Below are 20,820 nucleotides of genomic sequence, written 5' to 3' on the forward strand. Positions count from 1 at the left end.
GCGCGGTCCAACCTGTCCATGCGCCCGGGCTTGCCGGGCATTCCTCTGGCGCGTCGGCGGCAGCGGCTGGACATACCTCGTGACATGGACATGGCTCAAGGCTTATCCGTTGCGGAGCAACAGCCGGGCGTGGGCGAGGCTTTCGATGTCATCCTGAAGCCCGTACCGCATCGCGAGCTCGCGGCTGAAGTGGCCGACCGGCTGACGGAAATCCGCATCGACGAAAATCTCTTCGCGATCGGGCGCGCCGAAGCGCCGTTCGACACGAGCCCGCCCGAGGCCGTGGCGCAACTCTCGCGTCGTCATGCGCGCATTTTCATCGAGCACGGGTTTGTTTATATCGCGGACCTCGCGAGCAAGAACGGCACGGCCGTGAATGGCACGCCCGTGCGCGATACGCCCGCGCGACTGCGCAATGACGATGTGATCTCATTTGGCAGCCGGCTGTCGTATCGCGTGCAGTTCGCGCCGCGCACGCGACGGCTCAACGCACCCAGGGCGGTCGGCGTCACGCTCTTGCCGCAGCGCGACGATCTCGGCCTGCAGCCGATCGAACTCGCGCAGTTCCCTTTTCTCATCAGCAAGACCGACGACACCTTCGCGCGCTATCGGGAGCGCTATCCGCATCAGGTCAATTACGTGTCGCGCCGGCACGCGCATGTGTTCGTCAAGGGCGGCGCGCCGTTTGTCGAGGATCTCGGCAGCACCAATGGCACCTTCGTCAACGGCGAGCGACTCGGCGCATCGGCGGTCGAACTGAAGAATGGCGATACCGTCGCTTTCGGCGGATCGCACTTCGGGTACAGCGTGCATGTGCACGGCGACGAGGGCGAATCCACGCTCACGGAGATGGCCCAGGCTCAAGCGCAGTCGATGCAAACGGAAGAGCCGGACGGCGACAAGACGACCTTCGTCGGCTCGGCGCATTCGTTTCTCGATATCTTCTGCGTCGATCAGGCTGCCGCGCGCGAGGACGAAGTCAACGAAGAGGCGCAGCAGAAACCAGCGGAGGAAAGTCGCGCGGTCGCGCGCACGGCACAGCGCGGCAAGTTCGCGCTTTTCGTCGGTGAATTACGCAAGGTGCTCGCGAGCGACGACCGCCGCGCCGCGCGACGCACGCGCATCATCGTGGCAGGCGTGCTTGCGGCGATGGTTGCGATCGGTGCGACGCTCTTTTTTGCCGGCTCGCCCGAGCGTCAGGCGAGGTCGCTGATGGCGCACGGCGAGTTCGCCGAAGCCGCCAGCGTCACGAACGCCTATCTGCAATCGCATCCACAGGACGCGCACTTCGCTTCGATGAACACCGAAGCCGTGCTCAAGTCCGACGTGCCGCGCTGGCTCGCCGCGATGAAGAAGGGCGACTTCGCGGGCGCGGACGAGATCATCGCGCAGATGCGCGCGCTCAGCGAGCACAACCCGGACGTGCATTCGCTGCTCGACGAACTGCAGTGGATCGGCAAGCTGGAAAGCTTCGTGATGAGTCGCGGCGGCGCCGACGCGCCCATTCACATATACGGCGACGAGCCGCGTATCGGCGCGATCCTCAAGCATTGGGAAGCAGACGCATCGGGGCATCAGCGCGATCTCGACCGTATCGCGGGCTATGTGCCCGAGTTTCGCGATCCGTATGCGCTCGCGTTGAGTCATCTGCGCAAGCTGCAAAGCGACGACTCCGTGTATCTCGCGGCCATCGACCGGCTGGACGCGAGCATCGTCAAAAGTCTTGGTCAGGACGATCTCGACGCGATCAACGCGACGCTCAAGGATTACGCGGACAAGTATCCGCGTCTTGCCGGCCTCGACCGCGTGCGCGCCGATCTCGACGCCTACAGCGGATTGCGCCGCAATCTCGGCGGCGCGAGCCTCGCGCCGCTGGCGGGATCGGTGACGAAAGCGAATTTCTCGACGCCGCCGTTTCAGGAAAAGCTTCGTCAGATGAGCGCGAGTCAGTTGCCGCCGCCCGATGTGCTGGCGCAGTACGCCGTCGTCGCCGATGCCTGGAATCACGGCAAGAGCGCGCAGGCGATCGATGCGCTGCAAAAGTTGCCGCAGGGAACGTGGTCGCCCATGGTGCAAAAGGAGCTTGCGCACAAGAAGGCGATAGCCGCGCAATTTTCTGACTTGCAGAAGGCGCGCGGCACGAAGGGCTATGAAGACGCGCTTTTGTCCTTTTACGAAACGCTCGATCTCGACAGCGACACGTATTACGCGCAAGCGGTTGCGCCCGAAGTCGCATCGCTGAAAGACAAGGCGATCGGCCGCGCGCAAGGTCTCATGGCGCAGGCGCAAACGTCGTGGCAGCAGTATCGGACGAATGGCGGCATTGGCGGATCGCAGCGGCTCGAATCGGGTGTGTCGGATGCATTCAGGACGCAGGCGCGGCTCTTGTCCGATGCGGAAGACGCGGCCACGCGCGGCATGCGCATCTTCAGGCAAGTGAAGGCGGACAGCGCCACGGCGAAGTGGAGCACGCTCGCCAGCGAGATCGGCACCGAAGCGGATTTGCAGCGTCGCTCGCTGCAGGATCTGCGCATGGTGCTCGAACCGGGGCTTCTCAACACCAAGCTGAGTCTGATCGGCGGAGGCACGAGCAGTGAAGAGAGACGCACACCTTAAACCGCTGTCGGAAGCGCTCGGGGACCACGGCGCCGACGGCATCTCGATCCTGACCGCCGAGCCGCTGAGGATCACGCACGCGCTCGTGTATGCGATGGTCGCGCTGGTCGCGTCGGCGCTCGTGTGGTCTTTCGTCGGACATGCGGACGTGATGGTCACCGCGCAAGGCACGCTCGCGCCGGAATCGGAAGTGCGCCGCTTCTATGCGCCGATCGATGGCGAACTCGCCGATCTCTATATCGCGGAAGGCCAGCCCGTGCGCAAGGACGACGTGATCGCGCGGCTGAATGCGCGCGGCGCGATCGAGGCTGCATCCAACGCGCTCGAAGCCCAACTGAAGCTCGACGACGCCGAGCGTGAATGGAAGCAGTTCCCCGAGAAAAAGCTTCTGATGGAGCGCAAGATCGCCGCGCTGAAAGATCAGATGGATGTGGAGGAGCATCAGCATCAACTGCGAGTGTCGGAAGGCACGAGCAAGCTCGCGGAAGGCCAGAAGGCGCAATTGCAGGAAGCGCGCAGCACGCTGGAAAACGCGCGTCGCGCGCGCGATGCCGCGAAGGTCGATCTCGATCGTTTTCAGCGCCTGATCGCATTGCCGGGTGGCGGAGGCGTATCGGAGGCGCAGGTCGATGCGAAGCGCAATACGTATCTCGAAGCGGACGGCGCGTATCGCGTGGAGCAGTCGCGGCTGGCGGAACTGGACTTCAAGCTGAGTCACGATTTCACGCAGGCGAAACGGCAGCTCGAAACGAGCGGCCAGGAAGCGACCAATCTGCGGCTGCAATACGAAGCGGCGATGCGCGAAGTCGCAAGCACCGAAGACAAGCTGCGCCTGCAATTACAGACCGCGCGGCTGGTCGCCGATGCCGCCGCGCGCATCAAGTTCGAGAACATCGACAAGGATAATTTTCTGTTGATTCTCGCGCCGGTGTCGGGCGTGGTCACCGATGTCACCTCGACGCAGCCCGGCGACAAGATTCAGGCCAACACGCCCATCGGCGGCATTGCGCCCGCGAATGCGAAGCCGGTGCTGAAGATCGAGATCGCCGAGCACGACCGCGCGTTCCTGCGCGAAGGGCAGCGCGTGAAGCTCAAGTTCAACGCGTTTCCGTACCAGCGCTACGGCGTGATCGACGGCACCCTCGCGTTCATCTCGCCCGCGACCAAGCCGAGCCCGGGCACGAAGCAGCCGGTCTATGAAGGACGCGTGACGCTGGATCGCGATTTCTACCAGGTCGCCGACACGAAGTATCCGCTGCGCTACGGCATGACGGCGACCGCCGAGATCGTGGTGCGCGAGCGGCGCCTGATCGACCTCGGGCTCGATCCGTTCCGCAATGTGGCGGGATAGCAAAGGAGGGTTTCACGCACGACGAAGCAGGGACATGCTACGAGATCTCTATATTTCCGAACGGAGAACGACATGACGGCGATTGTGCGTATCGACGACGAAGTGGTCGACGTCGGCGAATTCATCAGGTTGCTGAAGCTGAATGGCCAGTTCGACGGACTCATCGAGCAACTGGTGCGCGACAAGATCACGGTGCGCGCCGCGAAGAAATCCGGCGTCGAGGTCAGCGCCGATGAAATCCAGAATCGCGCCGACCAGTTCCGCCGCATTCGCGGCCTGCATCGCGCGGCGGACATGAACAACTATCTCGACGCGCTCAACGTGAGCCTCGACGAATTCGAGGTGTTCGTGACCGACACGCTCTATCAGGAAAAGATGCTGGATAAGGTCGGCACCGAACGTGAGGTCGAAGAGTACTTCCAGTTGAATTCGCCGAAATTCGACAGCATTGAAGTGAGCCACATTCTGCTCGACACCGAAGGCAGCGCGAAGGAAATGATCTCGTATCTCAACGACGATCCCGACAGCTTCGCCGACATGGCGCGCGAGCATTCGCTTGCCGACACGCGTGACGAAGGCGGCGTGATCGGCCGCGTGATGCGCGGGCAGCTTAAGCCCGATATCGAAGCCAAAGTATTCAACGCCGAAGTCGGCGACCTGCTGGGGCCGTTCGTGGCGGCCGACGGCGCATCGTATGAGATTTTCGCGGTGACAGCGAAGTATCCCGCGAAGCTCGACGAAGACGTGAACGCGGAAATCCGCCGCCTGTTGCGCGACGACTGGATGATGGCGCGCGCACAAGAGCATGTCATCGAAGCGCGCTGACCGGAACGCGATAACGAGATTATTCATGGACGCGCCCTCGAACCTCGATTCCCCCGCCGACTTTCTTGCCTCGGTCGAGATTCTTTCGCCGTTCACGCGCGAGGAAATCGCGCAACTCGCGCTGCAGGCCGAATCGCGCCGCTTCGGCTTCGGCGAGACCGTATGCAACGCCGGCGACGCCGCCGATGGGCTCTATGTCGTGAAAGCGGGCTCCGTGCGTATCTTCACGGAGGAGCACGGCAAGGAAATCAGCATGGGAGTGAAGAAGGAGCGCGAGACTTTCGCGGATATCGCGATGCTGCGCGACTATCGCCATGAGTCGTCGGTGCGTTCCTCGGGCAAGACCGAACTGCTGCACATTCCGCGCGCCGCGATCGAGCCCGTCATCGCGAGGAATCCGGCCGCGCTCGCGTTCGTCACGAGCTACGTCGCGATCAATTCGGCGGGCGGCTTCGTCGCCAGGCTCTTCGATCTGCGCGGCAAGCTCAACAAGGATGAGCTCGAAGAATGCGTGCGCAGTGTGGGCGTGAAGCGCGTCGGCGAAGGCAAGGAGATTCTCAGGCAGGATTCGCGCGAGGACCGGCGTCTGTATGTCGTGCGTCAGGGCGAAGTGCGCATCGAGCGCGAGGAAGGCGGTGAACACCATGTGCTCGCGACGCTCGGGCCGGGCGAGATCTTCGGCGAAAAGGCCTGCGTGATGCGTCAGGAGCAGATGGCGTCCGCCATTGCGAGCGCCGATACGCGCCTGCTCGTGATCCCTGAGAAGACGGTGCATTTCATCATCGAACGCAACGTGAAGCTGCGCGAGGTGCTCGAAGAACGCATCCGTTTCACCGAGCGCGAATTGCAGCGGCAAAAGAAGCTCGCCGAACGCCGCAAGCTTCCCGCGATGCTCGATCTGCACACGAAGCCCGAACTCGGCGAGCGCGTGATCAAGCGCTTCGCATGGGTCGAGCAGGCGGAAGAGATGGACTGCGGCGCGGCGTGTCTCGCGATGATCTGCCGCCACTACGGCATCAACATGACGGTCGGCAAGCTGCGCGAACTGGCGAACGTGACGACGCAAGGCGCAACGCTCGATTCGTTGGCGCGCGCGGGCGAATCGCTCGGCTTCACGACGCGCGGCGTGCAATGCACGTTCGAATCTCTGCGCGGGTTCGAAGTGCCGTTCATCGCGCACTGGGAGGGTTACCACTACATCATCATCTACGGCATCTCGAAGGAGAACGTGTGGGTCGCGGACCCGGCGATCGGCTTCAAGAAGATGACGGTGGGCGAGTTCGAGCGCGGCTGGAGCGGCACCTGCCTGCTCTTCACGCCGGGGCAGGACATGACGCAGAAGGCCGTTTCGCGCTCGCCGTGGATACGTTTCGTCGGCTACCTGAAGCCGTACAAGAAGATCCTGCTGCACCTGTTTCTCGCGACCTTCGTCATTCAGGTGCTGGGCGTGATTCCGCCGCTCATCATCCAGAACATTCTCGACGGCGTTATCGTGCATCAGAACGTCGGGCTGCTGCATGTGCTGATCGGCGGGCTGATCATCGCCAATCTGTTCTCGCAACTGATGTCGTCGATACGCGCATACCTCGCGAACTTCATGGTGCGAAACATGGACTTCTCGATGATGTCGCAGTTCTTCAAGCACACGTTCTCGCTGCCCTTCGGCTTCTTCGCGAAGCGCAAGACCGGCGACGTGTTCGCCCGCTTTCAGGAGAATCACACGATTCGCGCGTTCCTCACGGAATCCACCGTTTCGACCGTGCTGAACCTGCTGATGATCTTCATCTACTTCACGATCATGTTCCTCTACAACGTGAAGCTGACCTTGCTGCTGATCGCCTTCGTGATCCCGATGATGGCGCTCACGATTCTCGCGACACCGCGAATCAAGCAGAACGCGCGCGAAATGTTCTCCGCGGGCACCGATGCCCGTTCGTACCTGATGGAGGCGCTCGGCGGCGTGGAGACGGTGAAGGGCATGGGCATCGAGCGCGCGGTGCGTTTGAAGTGGGAAAAGAAGTATGCGAAGTCGCTGGAAGTGCAATACAAGGCGCAGCGCTTCAATATCGCGGTGGGCTTGTGCAGCCAGTTGCTGAATGCGGCGACGACCATCGGCGTGTTGTGGGCCGGCGCGAATCTCGTGCTCGCGCGCGAACTGACCATCGGGCAACTCATCGCGTTCAATGCGTTCATGGGCAGCGTGCTGTCGCCGCTGATGGGCCTCATCAACTTGTGGAGCCTGCTCAATGATGCCGGCGTCGCGATGGAGCGCCTCGGCGACGTGCTCGATATCGAGCCCGAGCAAAAGCCGCAAGAGATGCAGCAGCGCGTGATGCTGCCCGATCTTCAAGGCGAAATCAGTTTCAACGGCGTGTATTTCCGTTATGGCGATGGCGAGACGCCCTACGTGCTGGAGAACATCAGCTTCGATATCAAGCCGGGCGAGCTGATCGCGATCGTCGGGCGCAGCGGCTCGGGCAAGACGACGCTCGCGAAGCTGCTCGTCGGCTTCTATGCGCCGAGCGAAGGCAAGATGACTGTCGATGGCTACGATCTCAATGTGATCGACAAGGGTTTCTATCGCGCGCAGATCGGATATGTGATGCAGAGCAATCTGCTGTTCTCGGGGACGATCGCGGAGAACATCGCGAGCGGCGACGAGACGCCCGACCGCCGGCGCATCGAGGAAGTCGCGAAGATGGCCGACGCGCATGGCTTCATCGCGAAGATGCCGCTCGGTTATGAGCAGGTTGTGGGCGAGCGCGGCGTGGGATTATCGGGCGGGCAGATCCAGCGGCTTTGCATTGCGCGGGCGCTGTATCACGATCCGCGTCTGCTGGTGTTCGACGAAGCGACTTCCGCGCTCGATACGCAATCGGAGAGCAATATTCTCGGCAACATGCAGGAGATTTTGAAGGGACGCACGGCGGTCATCATCGCGCACCGGCTCTCGACGATCATGCGCGCCGACAAGATTCTCGTGCTGTATGAAGGCGGCATCGTCGAGCAGGGCAAGCATGACGAACTCGTCGCGAGAAAAGGCATGTATTACCAACTCGTGCAGAAGCAACTGAGCGCAGCATGAAGATACTCGACCAACCGGAAAGCGACAGCAGCGCGCCCGCATCGGCAATTTCGTATGCGGGGCTCATCGAAAAGATCGAGATACTGCGCTCGACGCTCAGATGGACCTCACGGCTCGAACGGCCCGAAATCGAAAAGCTGTTGCGTCAGGCGAGTGCGTTGCGTGACGAAGTGATGCAGATGTCGCACAAGGAGCGTTTCGTGCAGGCTGCGGCCGCGGAGCCGAAACGCGATCTCACGCCGGGCGCGCGGCGGCAGGCCCTGATCGAACGCAGCTTCGTGTTCGAAGGCACGTTCGGCGATAACCCCAAGCTGCTCGAAGCGCTGGAAATAGCGGAGAAAGCCGCGCCGACCGATCTGCCCGTGCTGATCGACGGCGAGAGCGGCACCGGCAAGGAGCTGATGGCGAAAGTCATACACGCGAACGGCTCGCGCGCGGACAAGCCGTATATCTCGGTGAACTGCGGCGCGATTCCAGATAACCTGCTGGAGTCGGAGTTGTTCGGGCATCGCAAGGGCGCGTTCACGGGCGCGACCAACGATCGCAAGGGCAAGTTCGAGAGCGCGCATACGGGCACGATCTTTCTCGATGAAATCGGCGAGTTGCCGCTGTCTGGGCAAGTCAAGCTATTGCGCGTGCTCGAAGCGCACGAGATACAGCGAGTCGGCTCGGATCAACCGATCGCGGTGGATACACGCATCGTCGCGGCTACCAATCGCAATCTGCGCAAGTTCTGCGATGAAGGGCGCTTTCGCGAAGACCTGTTTTATCGGCTGAGCGTGATTCATTTGACCTTGCCCGCGTTGCGCGAGCGGCGCGACGAGATTCCGCTGTTGCTCGCGTATTTCGGCGATGAAGCGGCGGCGACGTTGAAGCGCCGGCCGGTGAAGTTGTCGCCGCGTCTGCGCGATTTCCTGCGCAATTACGACTATCCGGGGAACATCCGCGAGTTGCGCAACGTGGTGTATCGGCTGGCCTGTCTTGCGGGCGATATGGCGGACATCGATCACCTTCCGGTCGATATCCGGCCGAAGTCGTCGCTTTCACTGGCGATGGGCGGGCCCGCCGCGAGCGGCAACGGCATCGCGACGGCGAGTTCGCTGGCGGAGGCAAAGCGCGTCGCGAGCGATGAAGCCGAACGCGCGTTTCTCGAACGCGGTTTGCAGGAAGTGGGCGGAACAGTGGCGGAGCTTGCGCGCCGGTATGAGATGAACCGGTCGCATCTGCAGATGCTGCTGAAGAAGCACGGGCTGCATTCGAAGGAGTTTCGCGCGGCGGCGAAGAGCCGGGAGGGGGAGTAGGAGCGCTAAATCCCCGGATTCACCTGCGTCTTGTCCAGCGCCATCAGATCCTCGGCATGCGCGACGATCACCGAAATATTGTCGCGCCCGCCGCGCGCCAGCGCGATTTCCAGCAGCCGCTGCGCCGCCACTTCGCAATCCCCCGGCGCAAGCTCGCTCGCCATCTCCGCTTCGCTGACCTCGTTCGACAATCCGTCGCTGCATAGCAGAAACGTATCGCCGTCGTTGAGCGCGAGCGTGTGTTCGTCGAGTTCGAGCACGTCGAGCGCGCCGACCGCGCGCGTGATCAGATGCTGCGCCGGATGATGCAGCGCTTCTTCCGCCGTCAGTTGCCCGCGCGCCTTCAGTTCCTCGACGTGGCTGTGATCGCGCGTCAACTGCACCAGGCGTCCGTGGCGGAACAGATAGACGCGGCTGTCGCCGGCCCAGACATAGCCGCACGCGCCTTCGCACGCCGCGAGCAGCACCACCGTGCTGCCGATGCGCGACACCTGCCGCCGCGCCGCTTCCGCGCGCAATTGCTCGTTCACGTCGAGGAGGCGCGCGCGTGCGTCCGCGACGACGCTGGCGAGTCCGTTCGTCCCCGACACCTTCGCAAGACTCTCGATCACCATCCGGCTCGCGAGGTCGCCGACCGCGTGCCCGCCCATGCCGTCGGCCACGGCCCACAAGCCGCGCTCCGGCGCATCGAGCAGCGCGTCTTCGTTGATCTGCCGCACGCAGCCGGTATCGGTGCGGGCGGCGGAGGTCCATCGAAACTCGGTGGTGAAGGTCACGGCAACCTCCGAAATGCTGGGTGGCGTGTCGGCGCACGGGCGCGGCTCGCGGCCCCGCTCATTGTGCGCCAACGTGCGCCGAAACGAATGCCGGCGTGCACGGCGCCGCTCAGCCCGCGCGATTGCCGGCCGTCGACGTCGGATTGACCGTGAGCGTCGCGCCGTTGCCGGTGTTGTTGACGTCGACGTTCTGGAACTGGTTGATCATCTGTCCCGCCGTGAAGTTGTTGGTGATGTCGTAGATGTTCACGACACCGCCGAAACCTTGCTGCCCGTTCGAAAACGGCGTGATCCAGCCATAGATCCACGGCGCCCCGCCGCCGCCGCTGATGGCCGACATCGCCGCGTGATCGAGTTCGCGGTCGTATTCGAGGTCCGTGACGGTGATCGTGCTCATTTCGTTTCTCCGCAGAGTGCTTGGAAGCAGAACGCACGGTGTCAATGCAAGGCTTGTGCCGATGCGCGCTTCTATCCGGCGCGTTCGCCCGACTGGCCGATCAGGCGGGCTTCGGGCGGCATCGTCCGATGGGCCGGTGGGACATGCCGGCATCGTTTCCGTTGGATCGGCGCCAACAATCGGCGTCCGCGCGACGGCCGGGAACCAACAGTTCGCGCGGACTCCCTGAAGGGCTTTTTCAGCGCTTGCGCCGGTCGTCTGAGGCAAGGCGATTGTGGCGTTCGGAGACCAACAAAACGCGCGAAAAACTGTTGGTCTGGAAAAAACAGGAGCGCCCCGAAAATCGTCCAAAAGGAGGCATTAATCCAGTTAAATCATAGACTTGTAATAACTGGCAAGAAAGATGCACATGACATGGCAACCCGGCGCCAGACAAACACTCGGCGCCAGAAGAGAAGAATCGGAGCCAGCCATGTCAACCACCCAGCAATCCGGACTGATCGATCAGCAAGCCGTACGCGGCTTCTCGTTCGACGACGAACCGGCTCCCGGGACCGAGCTCGTCACGCTCCGCTCCGGCTACGAGCATCACGGCATCTATGCGGGCAACGGCATGGTCATTCACTACGCGGGTTTCGCGAAGTCGCTGGACCGCGGCCCGGTGGAGGAAGTCAGCGTCGAGCAGTTCGCCGCCGGCCATGAAATCACGATTCGCCAGAATCCCGCCGCCCGCTACGTCGGCATGGAAGCGGTGCGCCGCGCGCGCAGCCGCCTTGGCGAAGACCAGTATCGGCTGCTCACCAACAACTGCGAGCACTTCGTGACCTGGTGCCTCGACGGCCGCGCCCGCAGCCGTCAGGTGCAGGCCTGTTTCGCGCATCCGCGCGCCGCTTGCCGCGCGGTGACGGGGTTGTTCCGCGCTTACCTCGCCGCCCAGCGCCGCAGCCATATGGGCGCGGCGCTCGCGGCCTGAACCGCAGGCTTCATCGACGCATCCCGAGGAGACCATCATGCAATCCGCCGAAAACTCGCTGCACTGGGCCGTCGATAAATGGCTCGCGCCGACCCCCGCGCACCCGGCACGCGTCGTGCGGCTGTGCCGTTCGCATGTCACCGGCGCGCGCTATGTCTGTATCGAGGCAGAGCATCCGGCCGGGCCGCTCGCGATCGTCTTCTTTCGGCACGACGACGGCACCTGGAACGTGTTCCCGCCTCAGGCGCGGCGTCCGTCGATGAGCGCGGAGCGCCTCGCCGCGTGAAGCCGCGTTCGGGCCGGGACGCGTCGGGCTGTCCCGGCTTTGACACGGAAAGCGCGCTGCCGCTACTCTAGCGGCAGATTCCGGAAGGGTCGCGCGGACGCCGCAGGTCGTGGTAGCTTTGCGTCCGTGAACCAGTTAGACCATTTTCGAGGTATTGCCGATGACCCAGCCCGACTCCTCTTCCTCCGCCCGCGCGACGCCCGCTCCCACGGCGGGCGACAATCCGCTCGGCATCGCGGGGCTGGAGTTCGTCGAGTTTTCCAGTCCCGATGCCGAAGGGCTCGCCAAGTTGCTCAAGACGCTCGGGTTCGTGCCGGTGGCGCAGCACGTCAGCAAGGCGGTGACGCTGTTTCGCCAAGGCAGCATGAACTTTCTGCTGAACGCGGAGCAGGATTCGTTCGCGTCGCGTTTCGCCGAAACGCACGGCGTCGGCATCGCCGCGATCGCGATTCGCGTGCTCGACGCGCAGGTCGCTCATGAACGCGCGCTCGAATATGGCGCGTGGGATTTCGAAGGAGAAAAGATCGGCCCGAACGAACTGGCGATTCCGGCCATTCAGGGCATCGGCGACTCGCATATCTATTTCGTCGATCACTGGCCGGGCAAGGGCAGCGACAGCGTGGCGTCGATCTACGACATCGACTTCCGGCCGATTCCCGGCGCGAGCGCCGAACTCGCCGGCGCGGGCCTGCTCGAAGTGGACCATTTCACGCAGACGGTCGGTGCGGGACGCATCCAGGAATGGCTCGATTTCTACCGCGAAGTGCTGCACTTCGAGGAGATTCATCAGGTGCATCCGGACTGGCACGTGTCGCAGGATTCCGCCGTCACGATTTCGCCGTGCGGCTCGATCCGCATTCCGGTCTATGAGGAAGGCACGTATCGCACGGACCTGATGCAGCAGTACTTGCCCGATCACGAAGGCGAGGGCGTGCAGCATATCGCGCTCGCATCGGCGGATATCTTCGCCTCCGTCGACGCCCTGATGGCGCGCGGCGTGCGTTTCCTGCAACCGCCGCCGCGCTACTACGACGAGATCGACGCCCGACTGCCCGGCCACGGCCTCGATATCGAGAGGCTGCGCACGCGCGGCATTCTCGTCGATGGCGAGATCCTGCCCGACGGCACGCCGCAGCTTTTTCTGCAGACCTTCGTCGAACGCAAGCCCGGCGACATGTTCTTCGAGATCGTGGAGCGGCGCGGCCATCACGGGTTCGGCGAGGGCAATCTGAGCGCGATTGCCAGGGCGCGCGGATAACGACGGCTCCGCGCGCACGGCCGCTCATTGCACGACGACCGTCCCCGTCATGTGCGGATGCAGCGAGCAAAAGTACTTGTAGGTGCCCGGCTTGTCGAACACATGCGAGAAACTTTCGCCACTGTCGAGCGGGTCGGACTTGAAACTCTTGCCCTCGTCGGCGACGGTGTGCAGCATGTCGTCGTGATTCACCCACGTCACTTTCGCGCCCACCGGCACGGTGATCGTCGCCTGACTGAACGCGAAGTTGTCAATGGAGATGGTCGGCGCGTTGGCCGCCGCAACCTGTTGCGCGGGTTCCTGCGCGCACGCCGCCGGAATCGCGGCGCTGATGACGCCCTTCACGACCAGCGCGAACGCTGCGCGGCGCAGGAATTTGCCGGCAAGCGGGCGGAGATTTTCGGGCGACATCGTGCTCCGGGCGTAGTTCGCCAACATGGCGGCGTTCATGATTGCGCGACGGCGAGCGCCGTGTCCGTGACCGCGAGCTGACCGCGTCCAGCAATGTGCGTGACTTCGCGCAGGCCGAGCATGGTGCGCAACTGCTCCGCCGGAACCTTCATCGGTCCGGGGCCGGACGCCGCGCCCGGCGCGGGCTGCGGAAACGCGGTGGACATCGCCGAATAGAAACGCATCTCTCCCTCCACTTTTTGCGCCACCTGATGGACGTGGCCATTCAAAACCGTCACCGAGCCGAAGCGCTTCAACAGTGCGAGCGCCTGCGCGCTGTCGTCGGTGCCCCAGCCCCATTGCGGATACAGCGCCCATAGCGGGATGTGCGCGAAAACGACGATCGGCGTGCTGCTCGATTTGCCCTGCAGGTCGGCCTTGAGCCACGCGAGTTGCGCATCGCCGAGAAAGCCGAGACCGCCGCCTTTCAGATCGATCACGTTGGTCAGGCCAATGAAATGCACGCCGCCCTGATCGAAGCTGTACCAGTGGCGATTGCTGCCTTTGCCGTATTGCCCGGAGAAACGATCGAAGAACGGATTGCCGTCTTCGACCAGCACGTCGTGTTCGCCCGGAACGTAATGCACGTCCATGCCCGCCTTGTCGATGATCTGCGTCGCCGTATCGAACTGCGCCGGTTTCGACATGTGCGTGATGTCGCCGGTGTGGATCATGAAGGCGGGGCGTTTCTGCATCGCGCTTACGCGAGTGATGGCCTCTTCGAGCGTGCTCGTCGGCTCGGTGTTCGGATCCTTGTTGAAGCCGATATGACTGTCGCTGATCTGCACGAAGCTGAACGAGCTCGTCTTCTCGGCGGCTTCGGCTGACGAGATCAGGCGCGAGACCGGCACGCCGCCGCTCACGGTCCAGATCACGCCCGCGCCGGCCCACGCCATGCAGGAAAGCGCGGTGCGGCGGCGCTTGCCGTGTTCGTCGAGTTCGTCGGGAGGCTGCGAGGACGGAAGTGCGTTCGGATCGGTTTTCATGATGGTTCCTTCGATGATTGCGGCCGCGGTTCTTGTCATGGGAATCGGCAAGGTCACGCTCATGGCGGCTCGATGCATGAGCGCGAGGCCGGCGACCAGCGCCCGGAAAAGCGACGTTGCAGCGGCATCCGTCCATCGAACCGAGGAACGCGGCGCAATATTCCCGCTATATTTTTTTGATTCGCCGCGGCACACGGGAATAAAGCGCCGGCGTGGGGAGTAACGGAGAGGAAGGCGCGAAAAGTTGCTGAAAGGCCGTGCCGGAACGATGTTTCCCGAAGGTGATCGTCGAAAGGAGACCCGCGCGATGTGGCCAGGCAGGTCGAAAGAAGACAAGTCCGGGCGCCGCGACCAGGCGGACGCCCAGGCGGCTCACGCGCGCTTCGAGGCGACCGTGATGCCGCATCTGGACGCCGCGTACAACCTCGCGCGCTGGCTGTCGGGCAGCGCGAACGACGCAGACGACGTCGTGCAGGAAGCCTATCTGCGCGCGTTCCGTTTCTTCGGCGGATTCGAGGGCGGCGAGGAAGCGAACGCGCGGGCGTGGCTGCTCGCCATCGTGCGCAATACGTGGTTCACGGAATGGCGGCGGCGCGTGAACCTGGCCGACGCCACGCCCTACGACGAGGAACTGGGCGGCGACGAAGCCTTGCCGGGATGGTCGGAGGAAGGCGCGGCCGATCCCGAAACGCTCGCGGTGCGCCGCGACGAGATTCATCTGGTGCATCGCGCGCTCGAGACATTGCCGGTCGCCTTTCGCGAGGTGCTGGTGTTACGAGAGCTGGAAGACATGAGCTACAAGGAAGTCGCATCCGTGACCGGCGTGCCGATCGGCACGGTGATGTCGCGGCTCGCGCGCGGCCGCAAGATGCTGGCGGGGGCGGTGCGCGCGGCACAGGGCGGACAGGACAAGCCGAGCGTGCGACTCGTGCGCCGCGCGGGACCGGGTCATTCAGAGGAGTCGGGAAATGGAAAATAACGACACCGCCTCGCTCGACACGAGGCTCACCGACGGCTCGCTGTATCAGCGCGCGCCGGTGCATCTGCGCTCGCAGGTGCTGGCCCGCGTGCGCTCGGAGGCCGCGCAGCAAGAGCGTGGGTTCGAGCCGGTGCGCCGCGCGAAACGCGGCTGGAGCAATCCGTTCGCTGCGCCGTGGCCGTTCTTCGGCGGCGCGTTCGCGGGCGCGACGTTATCCGCGCTGGTGCTCGGCACGATGTTGTGGTTTCAGGCTCTGCCGCTCGTCTCCACGGTATCGACCGGCTCGCCGATCGCGCAGGAGATCGTGTCGAGCCATGTGCGCGCGCTGATGTCGGACCGGCCTATCGATGTGCTTTCCAGCGACAAGCACACCGTGAAGCCGTGGTTCAACGGCCGCATCGACTATGCGCCGCCGGTGATCGATCCGGCGGGGCCCGGCTTCGCGCTGGTCGGCGGGAGGCTCGATTACATCGATCATCGGCCTGTGGCTGTCGTGGTGTATCGCTACCTGAAGCATCCGATCGACGTGTACGTGTTTCCCGAACGCAAAGGCGAAGTGAAGAGCGGCGCGAGCGACAAGGAGTTCTCGCCGGTCGTCACGCAATCGGACGATGGTTATGCGCTCGCGCGCTGGAATCACGAGGGCATGACCTTCTGGGCCGTCACCGATGCCTCGGGGGCGGTGCTGCGCCAGTTCGTCCACGCGATGGAAACCGGCGCGCCGAGATAAGTCAGGCACCGTAGCTGAGCAAATTTGAAGAGTGCGCAAGGTTGCGCGCGGTGGTCCTCCGGAGGATAACCGCGCGCTTTTTTACGTGTATACCCGCTGACGCATAACTTTCCATAACCTGAAGAAAATATTCGGAATGCTCTTCAGGCTTGTCTTCAACTGATTGTTATCGGTTCTATTCCACGCCCGGCAAGCTTACATAGCGTCAGATGTGTGCTGACGCTCGTGCGATTCGGGTATCTCCGAATATGGTCATATCCTTACATTTTTCTAAACTCGGTCACCGCCCATGTAATCGATAACGCACGGCGCGCTTAAAAGCTTCGCCTGCATGTCCGGCATTGCATGGGGTCTTTCAAATAACGATTCAAAGCGACGGAGACACACATGGGTATGCAGATGAAGCTCATCGCGAGCGCGCTCGCATTCGGGGTTTTCTCGTTGGCGCACGCGGCCGACCCGATCAAGATCGGCGTCGATGGCCCGTTCACGGGCGGCTCTTCTTCCATGGGTGTCAGCATGCGCGACGGCGTGCGCCTCGCCACCGCCGAGATCAACAAGTCGGGGGGCGTGCTGGGCCGTCAGATCGTGCTCGTCGAGCGCGATGACGAAGCGAAGAACGAGCGCGGCGTGCAGATCGCGCAGGAGCTCATCAACAAGGAGAAAGTGGTCGCGGTCGTCGGCTATATCAATACGGGTGTGGCGCTCGCCTCGCAGCGCTTCTTCCAGGAAGCGAAGATTCCGGTGTTCAACAACGTCGCGACCGGCACGGTGGTGACGAAGCAATTCGACGATCAGCCCGACAATTACGTATTCCGCAATGCCGCGGCCGACCGCATCCAGGCGCCGATGATCGTCGAGGAAGCGGTGACGAAACGCGGTTTCAAGAAGGTCGCGATCCTGGCCGATTCGACCAACTACGGCCAGCTCGGCCGCGAGGATCTCGAGAAGGCATTGGCCGCGAAGGGCGTGAAGCCGGTCGCCGTGGAGAAGTTCAACATCAAGGACGTCGACATGACGGCCCAGTTGCTGAAGGCGAAGGAAGCGGGCGCGGAGGCCGTGCTGACTTATGGCATCGGGCCCGAGCTTGCACAGGTTGCCAACGGCATGTCCAAGCTTGGCTGGAAGGTGCCGCTGATCGGTAGCTGGACGCTTTCGATGGCGAACTATATCGACAATGCCGGCACGAATGGCGAAGGCGCGCGCATGCCGCAGACCTTCATTCAGGAAGCGAACACGCCGAAGCGCAAGGCCTTCATCGATGCCTACCTGAAGGAATTCAAGCCGAAGAACGATCGCATCGATTCGCCGGTGTCGGCGGCGCAGGGTTATGACTCGGTGTATCTGCTGGCGGCCGCGATCAAGCAGGCTGGCTCCACCGATGGTCCGAAGGTCAAGGCGGCGCTGGAGAACCTGAACACGAAGGTGGAGGGCGTGGTGATGGTCTACGACAAGCCGTTCACGAAGGCGGATCACGAAGCGATTAGCCCGAACGTGCCGGTGGTGGGCGAAGTGAAGGGCGGCAAGGTGATCTACGCATACGAAGCCGACAAGAAGGGCGGCAGCACCTTGCGCACGAAGCAGACCACGGCTTCGAACTAAGCAGGCTTTGGCCGGAGAGTCCGGTTCCGAGGGACCGGACTCTCCGCTGCTGTGGGCGGGAAGTTTCCCGAAAGTACAACGACGAAAAAAGCCCTGCCGATGATCCTCCTGCAACTCATTTATAGCGGCATCGCGCTCGGCATGATCTACGCCGTGATCGCATTCGGCTATCAACTCACGTTCGCCACTTCGGGAACGCTCAACTTCGGCCAGGGCGATGCGCTGATGCTCGGCGCGCTCGTCGGCCTCACGCTCGTTTCGGCAGGCGTGAACTACTGGCTGATGATTCCGCTCGTGTGCCTGTTCGGGCTGGTGCAGGGCTCGTTCGTCGAGCGCATCGGCGTGCGGCCCGCGATCAGGATCAAGTCGGAGTTCGGCTGGATCATGTCGACGATCGCGCTGGGCATCATCTTCAAGAACGTGGCGGAGAACGTGTGGGGCCGCGACGATCTGCGCTTTCCTTCTCCGCTGCCCGAGGCGCCGCTGAAAGTGTTCGGCGCGAACGTGTTGCCGATGGAACTGCTCGTCGTCGGCGGCGCGCTCGTGATGATGCTCGCGGTCGAATTCTTCAACCGCAAGACGATCTTCGGCAAGGCGGTGGTCGCAACCGCGAACGATCGCGATGCCGCTTCGCTCATGGGCATCAACACCGGTCTCGTCATCACGTTCTCGTATGCGCTTTCGTCGTTCACCGCTGCATTTGCAGGGGTTTTGATCGCGCCGCTCACACTCACCGGCGCGACGATGGGCGCGGTGCTCGGCCTCAAGGCGTTCGCGGTGGCGATCATCGGCGGCTTGTCGAGCGGCATGGGCATCATCGTCGGCGGGATGATTCTGGGTATCGCGGAGACGACGACCGGCTTCTACATTTCCACCGGCTACAAGGACGTGCCGGGCCTCGTGCTGCTCCTGATCGTGCTGGCGGTGAAGCCTGCGGGTCTGTTCGGCAAGACGGCGATCAAGAAAGTCTGAGGCGGCCAAGATGAAAGCAAAAAACTGGATTGCGGCGCTCGTAGGCCTTGCGGCGCTCGCGATTTTTCCGGTGGTGTCGGGCAATCCGTATTACATCCACCTCGTCGAAACCATCATGATCTACGCGATCCTGCTATTCGGGCTCGATATCGTCGTGGGTTATACGGGGCAGGTGTCGCTCGGTCATGCGGGGCTTTTCGGGGTGGGCGCGTACACGGCGGGCGTGCTCTTCATCAAGCTCGGCATGCCGTTCTACATGACGGCGCCGCTTGCGATTCTGGTCACCGCGGCATTCGGCGCGATCCTGGCGTTGCCCGCGCTGCGCGTATCCGGACCGTATCTCGCGATGGTGACGCTCGCATTCGGCACGATCATCCAGATCCTTATCAACGAGATGGACTTTCTGACCAACGGGCCAATGGGCCTCAAGGTGCCGAAGCCGATGATCGCCGGTCACCGGCTCGACGAAGTGGAGTACTACTGGCTCGTCGCTGCCTTGCTGGTGGTGTCGCTGATCGTCGTGCATCGGGTGCTGAAGTCGCACCTGGGGCGCGCGTTCGAGGCTTTGCGGGACAGCCCGATCGCATCGGATTGCATGGGCGTTTCGGTGTATCGCTACAAGGTCTATGCGTTCGTGATCAGCGCGGGATTCGCGGGACTGGCGGGTTGCCTCTATTCTTACTCGGAGCAATACATTTCGCCGAATACCTATAACTTCGAGCTGACAATCCTGTTTCTGCTCGCGATCATCATGGGCGGTCGCAAGACGCGCACGGGCGCGATCATCGGCTCGACGGTGATCGTGCTGTTGCCGAAGCTGCTCGACGATATCGCCAACTTCCGCGTGGTGGCGACGGCTCTGGCTGTTGTCGTGGTGGCGGGCGCGGTGCTGGCGCTTGCGCGCAAGACCACGAGGCCGCAGCGCGTGGCGTTGCCGATCATCGGCACGGCGGGGCTCGCGGTGTTTTCCTTCTGGATCGAGGCGCTGACCGACTGGCGTCTGACGATCTTCGGCCTGATGATCCTGCTGGTCGTGTATTACCTGCAGGACGGCATTGTCGGCTTCGTGCGCAAGACGTTCAATCTGGGCCGCGTGCGCGTGACGAAGGTCGACACCGAGGAACTCGCGAGCCACACGCGACAGGACGATGCCGTGGCCGCGGTGCAGGCGGCGGGCGCGGACACGATTCTCGACGTGCGCGGCGTGCTGATGCAGTTCAGCGGCCTGAAGGCGTTGAACGATGTGAACCTGACAGTGAAGCGCGGCACGATTCACGGGCTGATCGGCCCGAACGGATCGGGCAAGAGCACGATGATGAACGTGCTGACGGGCATTTATGTGCCGACTTCCGGCGCGATTGAATATGAAGGGCAGTCGCTGGCGGGACGCACTTCATCGAAGATTGCGTTGTCGGGAATCGCGCGGACCTTCCAGAACGTTCAGTTGTTTGGCGAGATGACGGCGCTGGAGAACGTGCTCGTCGGTTTGCATCACACGTTCAAGTCGAATTTCGCGGATGTCGGGGTGATGAGTCCGCGATATCGACGAGAGGAACGCGCGGCGCGCGAGCGGGCTTTCAATATGCTGCGGTTTGTCGGGCTCGATAATGTGGCGGGGGAGGAAGCGCGGAATCTGCCTTATGGGAAGCAGCGCTTGCTTGAAATCGCCCGCGCGCTGGCTCTGGATCCGCAATTGCTTTTGCTCGACGAGCCGGCGGCGGGATTGACTGCCCCGGATATTCGCGAACTCGTCGCGATCATTCGCAAGGTGCGGAATCATGGGATTACGCTCGTGCTCATCGAACATCACATGGATGTCGTCATGAGTGTCTGTGACACAGTGTCCGTGCTGGACTTCGGGCAGAAGATTGCCGAGGGCAAGCCTGTTGAGATTCAGGCTAACGAGAAAGTTATCGAGGCTTATTTGGGAGGGCAGGCGGAGCAGGCTGCTTGACTTTTTTTTCGGGGGCGCTTCTATGAAATCCTGCTTTGGTGTCGGTCTATTGGCGTCGCCCCTCCCCGGGGCAGGGGTAACTTTCTTTGCTGCTGCAAAGAAAGTCACCAAAGAAAGCAGCTTTCTGGACCCGGAGTGCTTGAGGCGGGTTCGTCGTCATGATTCTGAGTGGCCCAGCCTCTAAGTGTCTCCCTCGTAGGCATGACGCGAATTGGATCGCGCACGGTCTGACGAGCTAGAACGTCAAAGTGGCTGGTTCAGCACGAAAGAGCACCGGCA

Annotated in this window: 17 protein-coding genes; 13 read left to right on the forward strand and 4 right to left on the reverse strand. The window is 62.7% G+C overall.

Annotated elements, in window-relative coordinates:
* Positions 1-90: 90 nt before the first annotated feature.
* The 5 genes from AWB79_RS16335 (at position 91) to AWB79_RS16355 (ending at position 9,178) form a co-directional block, all read left to right on the forward strand.
* Positions 91-2,616: an FHA domain-containing protein gene (locus AWB79_RS16335; RefSeq protein ID WP_061168490.1), complete on the forward strand. Its 2,526-nt coding sequence runs from the start codon at positions 91-93 to the stop codon at positions 2,614-2,616.
* A complete protein-coding gene (locus AWB79_RS16340) occupies positions 2,594-3,967 on the forward strand; it encodes a beta-barrel domain-containing protein (protein WP_061168446.1) in 1,374 nt (457 codons plus the stop codon). Before AWB79_RS16335 ends, AWB79_RS16340 begins: the two co-directional genes overlap by 23 nt.
* 72 nt (positions 3,968-4,039) lie before the next feature.
* A complete protein-coding gene (locus AWB79_RS16345) occupies positions 4,040-4,792 on the forward strand; it encodes a peptidylprolyl isomerase (protein ID WP_061168447.1) in 753 nt (250 codons plus the stop codon).
* Between the two features lie 25 nt (positions 4,793-4,817).
* Complete coding sequence (locus AWB79_RS16350; RefSeq protein ID WP_061168448.1) at positions 4,818-7,877, forward strand: peptidase domain-containing ABC transporter; 3,060 nt, start codon at positions 4,818-4,820, stop codon at positions 7,875-7,877.
* Positions 7,874-9,178, forward strand: coding sequence for a sigma-54 interaction domain-containing protein (locus tag AWB79_RS16355; RefSeq protein WP_061168449.1), 1,305 nt, complete (start codon positions 7,874-7,876; stop codon positions 9,176-9,178). Before AWB79_RS16350 ends, AWB79_RS16355 begins: the two co-directional genes overlap by 4 nt.
* 5 nt (positions 9,179-9,183) lie before the next feature.
* Here AWB79_RS16355 and AWB79_RS16360 read toward each other — a convergent pair whose 3' ends face one another.
* Positions 9,184-9,954, reverse strand: coding sequence for a PP2C family protein-serine/threonine phosphatase (locus AWB79_RS16360; RefSeq protein WP_061168491.1), 771 nt, complete (start codon positions 9,952-9,954; stop codon positions 9,184-9,186).
* Between the two features lie 109 nt (positions 9,955-10,063).
* Positions 10,064-10,351, reverse strand: coding sequence for a hypothetical protein (locus AWB79_RS16365; RefSeq protein ID WP_061168450.1), 288 nt, complete (start codon positions 10,349-10,351; stop codon positions 10,064-10,066).
* Between the two features lie 472 nt (positions 10,352-10,823).
* Between AWB79_RS16365 and AWB79_RS16370 the strand changes: the two genes are divergently transcribed.
* The 3 genes from AWB79_RS16370 to AWB79_RS16380 all read left to right on the forward strand — a co-directional run bounded on the left by AWB79_RS16370 (position 10,824) and on the right by AWB79_RS16380 (position 12,868).
* Complete coding sequence (locus AWB79_RS16370) at positions 10,824-11,324, forward strand: lecithin retinol acyltransferase family protein (protein WP_061168451.1); 501 nt, start codon at positions 10,824-10,826, stop codon at positions 11,322-11,324.
* Between the two features lie 37 nt (positions 11,325-11,361).
* Entirely contained in the window at positions 11,362-11,610 is a 249-nt protein-coding gene (locus AWB79_RS16375; protein ID WP_061168452.1) for a hypothetical protein, read from the forward strand.
* 160 nt (positions 11,611-11,770) lie between these two features.
* Positions 11,771-12,868, forward strand: a complete 1,098-nt coding sequence (locus AWB79_RS16380; protein ID WP_061168453.1) for a 4-hydroxyphenylpyruvate dioxygenase family protein — start codon at positions 11,771-11,773, stop codon at positions 12,866-12,868.
* Positions 12,869-12,892: 24 nt separating this feature from the next.
* Here AWB79_RS16380 and AWB79_RS16385 read toward each other — a convergent pair whose 3' ends face one another.
* Complete coding sequence (locus AWB79_RS16385) at positions 12,893-13,306, reverse strand: cupredoxin domain-containing protein (RefSeq protein ID WP_232470916.1); 414 nt, start codon at positions 13,304-13,306, stop codon at positions 12,893-12,895.
* A gap of 8 nt (positions 13,307-13,314) precedes the next feature.
* Positions 13,315-14,304 (reverse strand): metallophosphoesterase family protein, encoded by a 990-nt coding sequence (locus AWB79_RS16390; RefSeq protein ID WP_061168492.1) that lies wholly within the window; start codon positions 14,302-14,304, stop codon positions 13,315-13,317.
* A 307-nt stretch (positions 14,305-14,611) separates the two neighbouring features.
* Between AWB79_RS16390 and AWB79_RS16395 the strand changes: the two genes are divergently transcribed.
* From AWB79_RS16395 to AWB79_RS16415, 5 genes are all read left to right on the forward strand, one after another.
* On the forward strand, positions 14,612-15,283 hold the full coding sequence (locus tag AWB79_RS16395) for an RNA polymerase sigma factor (RefSeq protein ID WP_061168455.1): 672 nt from the start codon (positions 14,612-14,614) through the stop codon (positions 15,281-15,283).
* Positions 15,273-16,013 carry an anti-sigma factor family protein gene (locus AWB79_RS16400; protein WP_061168456.1) on the forward strand — a complete coding sequence of 247 codons (741 nt, stop codon included), beginning with the start codon at positions 15,273-15,275 and terminating at the stop codon, positions 16,011-16,013. Before AWB79_RS16395 ends, AWB79_RS16400 begins: the two co-directional genes overlap by 11 nt.
* Positions 16,014-16,406: 393 nt before the next feature.
* Entirely contained in the window at positions 16,407-17,615 is a 1,209-nt protein-coding gene (locus AWB79_RS16405) for an ABC transporter substrate-binding protein (RefSeq protein ID WP_374728547.1), read from the forward strand.
* Between the two features lie 99 nt (positions 17,616-17,714).
* Positions 17,715-18,587: a branched-chain amino acid ABC transporter permease gene (locus AWB79_RS16410; RefSeq protein ID WP_061168458.1), complete on the forward strand. Its 873-nt coding sequence runs from the start codon at positions 17,715-17,717 to the stop codon at positions 18,585-18,587.
* A gap of 10 nt (positions 18,588-18,597) precedes the next feature.
* Positions 18,598-20,541, forward strand: coding sequence for a branched-chain amino acid ABC transporter ATP-binding protein/permease (locus AWB79_RS16415; protein ID WP_061168459.1), 1,944 nt, complete (start codon positions 18,598-18,600; stop codon positions 20,539-20,541).
* Positions 20,542-20,820: the final 279 nt, after the last annotated feature.

The organism is Caballeronia hypogeia (assembly GCF_001544875.2).
In the GTDB taxonomy this organism is placed as follows: domain Bacteria; phylum Pseudomonadota; class Gammaproteobacteria; order Burkholderiales; family Burkholderiaceae; genus Caballeronia; species Caballeronia hypogeia.

Coding starts and splice junctions, on each gene's coding strand:
- AWB79_RS16335 (WP_061168490.1), top strand. CDS start 91: ATGGCTCAAGGCTTATCCGTTGCGGAGCAACAGCCGGGCGTGGGCGAG.
- AWB79_RS16345 (WP_061168447.1), top strand. CDS start 4,040: ATGACGGCGATTGTGCGTATCGACGACGAAGTGGTCGACGTCGGCGAA.
- AWB79_RS16350 (WP_061168448.1), top strand. CDS start 4,818: ATGGACGCGCCCTCGAACCTCGATTCCCCCGCCGACTTTCTTGCCTCG.
- AWB79_RS16355 (WP_061168449.1), top strand. CDS start 7,874: ATGAAGATACTCGACCAACCGGAAAGCGACAGCAGCGCGCCCGCATCG.
- AWB79_RS16365 (WP_061168450.1), bottom strand. CDS start 10,351: ATGAGCACGATCACCGTCACGGACCTCGAATACGACCGCGAACTCGAT.
- AWB79_RS16370 (WP_061168451.1), top strand. CDS start 10,824: ATGTCAACCACCCAGCAATCCGGACTGATCGATCAGCAAGCCGTACGC.
- AWB79_RS16375 (WP_061168452.1), top strand. CDS start 11,362: ATGCAATCCGCCGAAAACTCGCTGCACTGGGCCGTCGATAAATGGCTC.
- AWB79_RS16380 (WP_061168453.1), top strand. CDS start 11,771: ATGACCCAGCCCGACTCCTCTTCCTCCGCCCGCGCGACGCCCGCTCCC.
- AWB79_RS16385 (WP_232470916.1), bottom strand. CDS start 13,306: ATGTTGGCGAACTACGCCCGGAGCACGATGTCGCCCGAAAATCTCCGC.
- AWB79_RS16390 (WP_061168492.1), bottom strand. CDS start 14,304: ATGAAAACCGATCCGAACGCACTTCCGTCCTCGCAGCCTCCCGACGAA.
- AWB79_RS16395 (WP_061168455.1), top strand. CDS start 14,612: ATGTGGCCAGGCAGGTCGAAAGAAGACAAGTCCGGGCGCCGCGACCAG.
- AWB79_RS16400 (WP_061168456.1), top strand. CDS start 15,273: ATGGAAAATAACGACACCGCCTCGCTCGACACGAGGCTCACCGACGGC.
- AWB79_RS16405 (WP_374728547.1), top strand. CDS start 16,407: ATGCAGATGAAGCTCATCGCGAGCGCGCTCGCATTCGGGGTTTTCTCG.
- AWB79_RS16410 (WP_061168458.1), top strand. CDS start 17,715: ATGATCCTCCTGCAACTCATTTATAGCGGCATCGCGCTCGGCATGATC.
- AWB79_RS16415 (WP_061168459.1), top strand. CDS start 18,598: ATGAAAGCAAAAAACTGGATTGCGGCGCTCGTAGGCCTTGCGGCGCTC.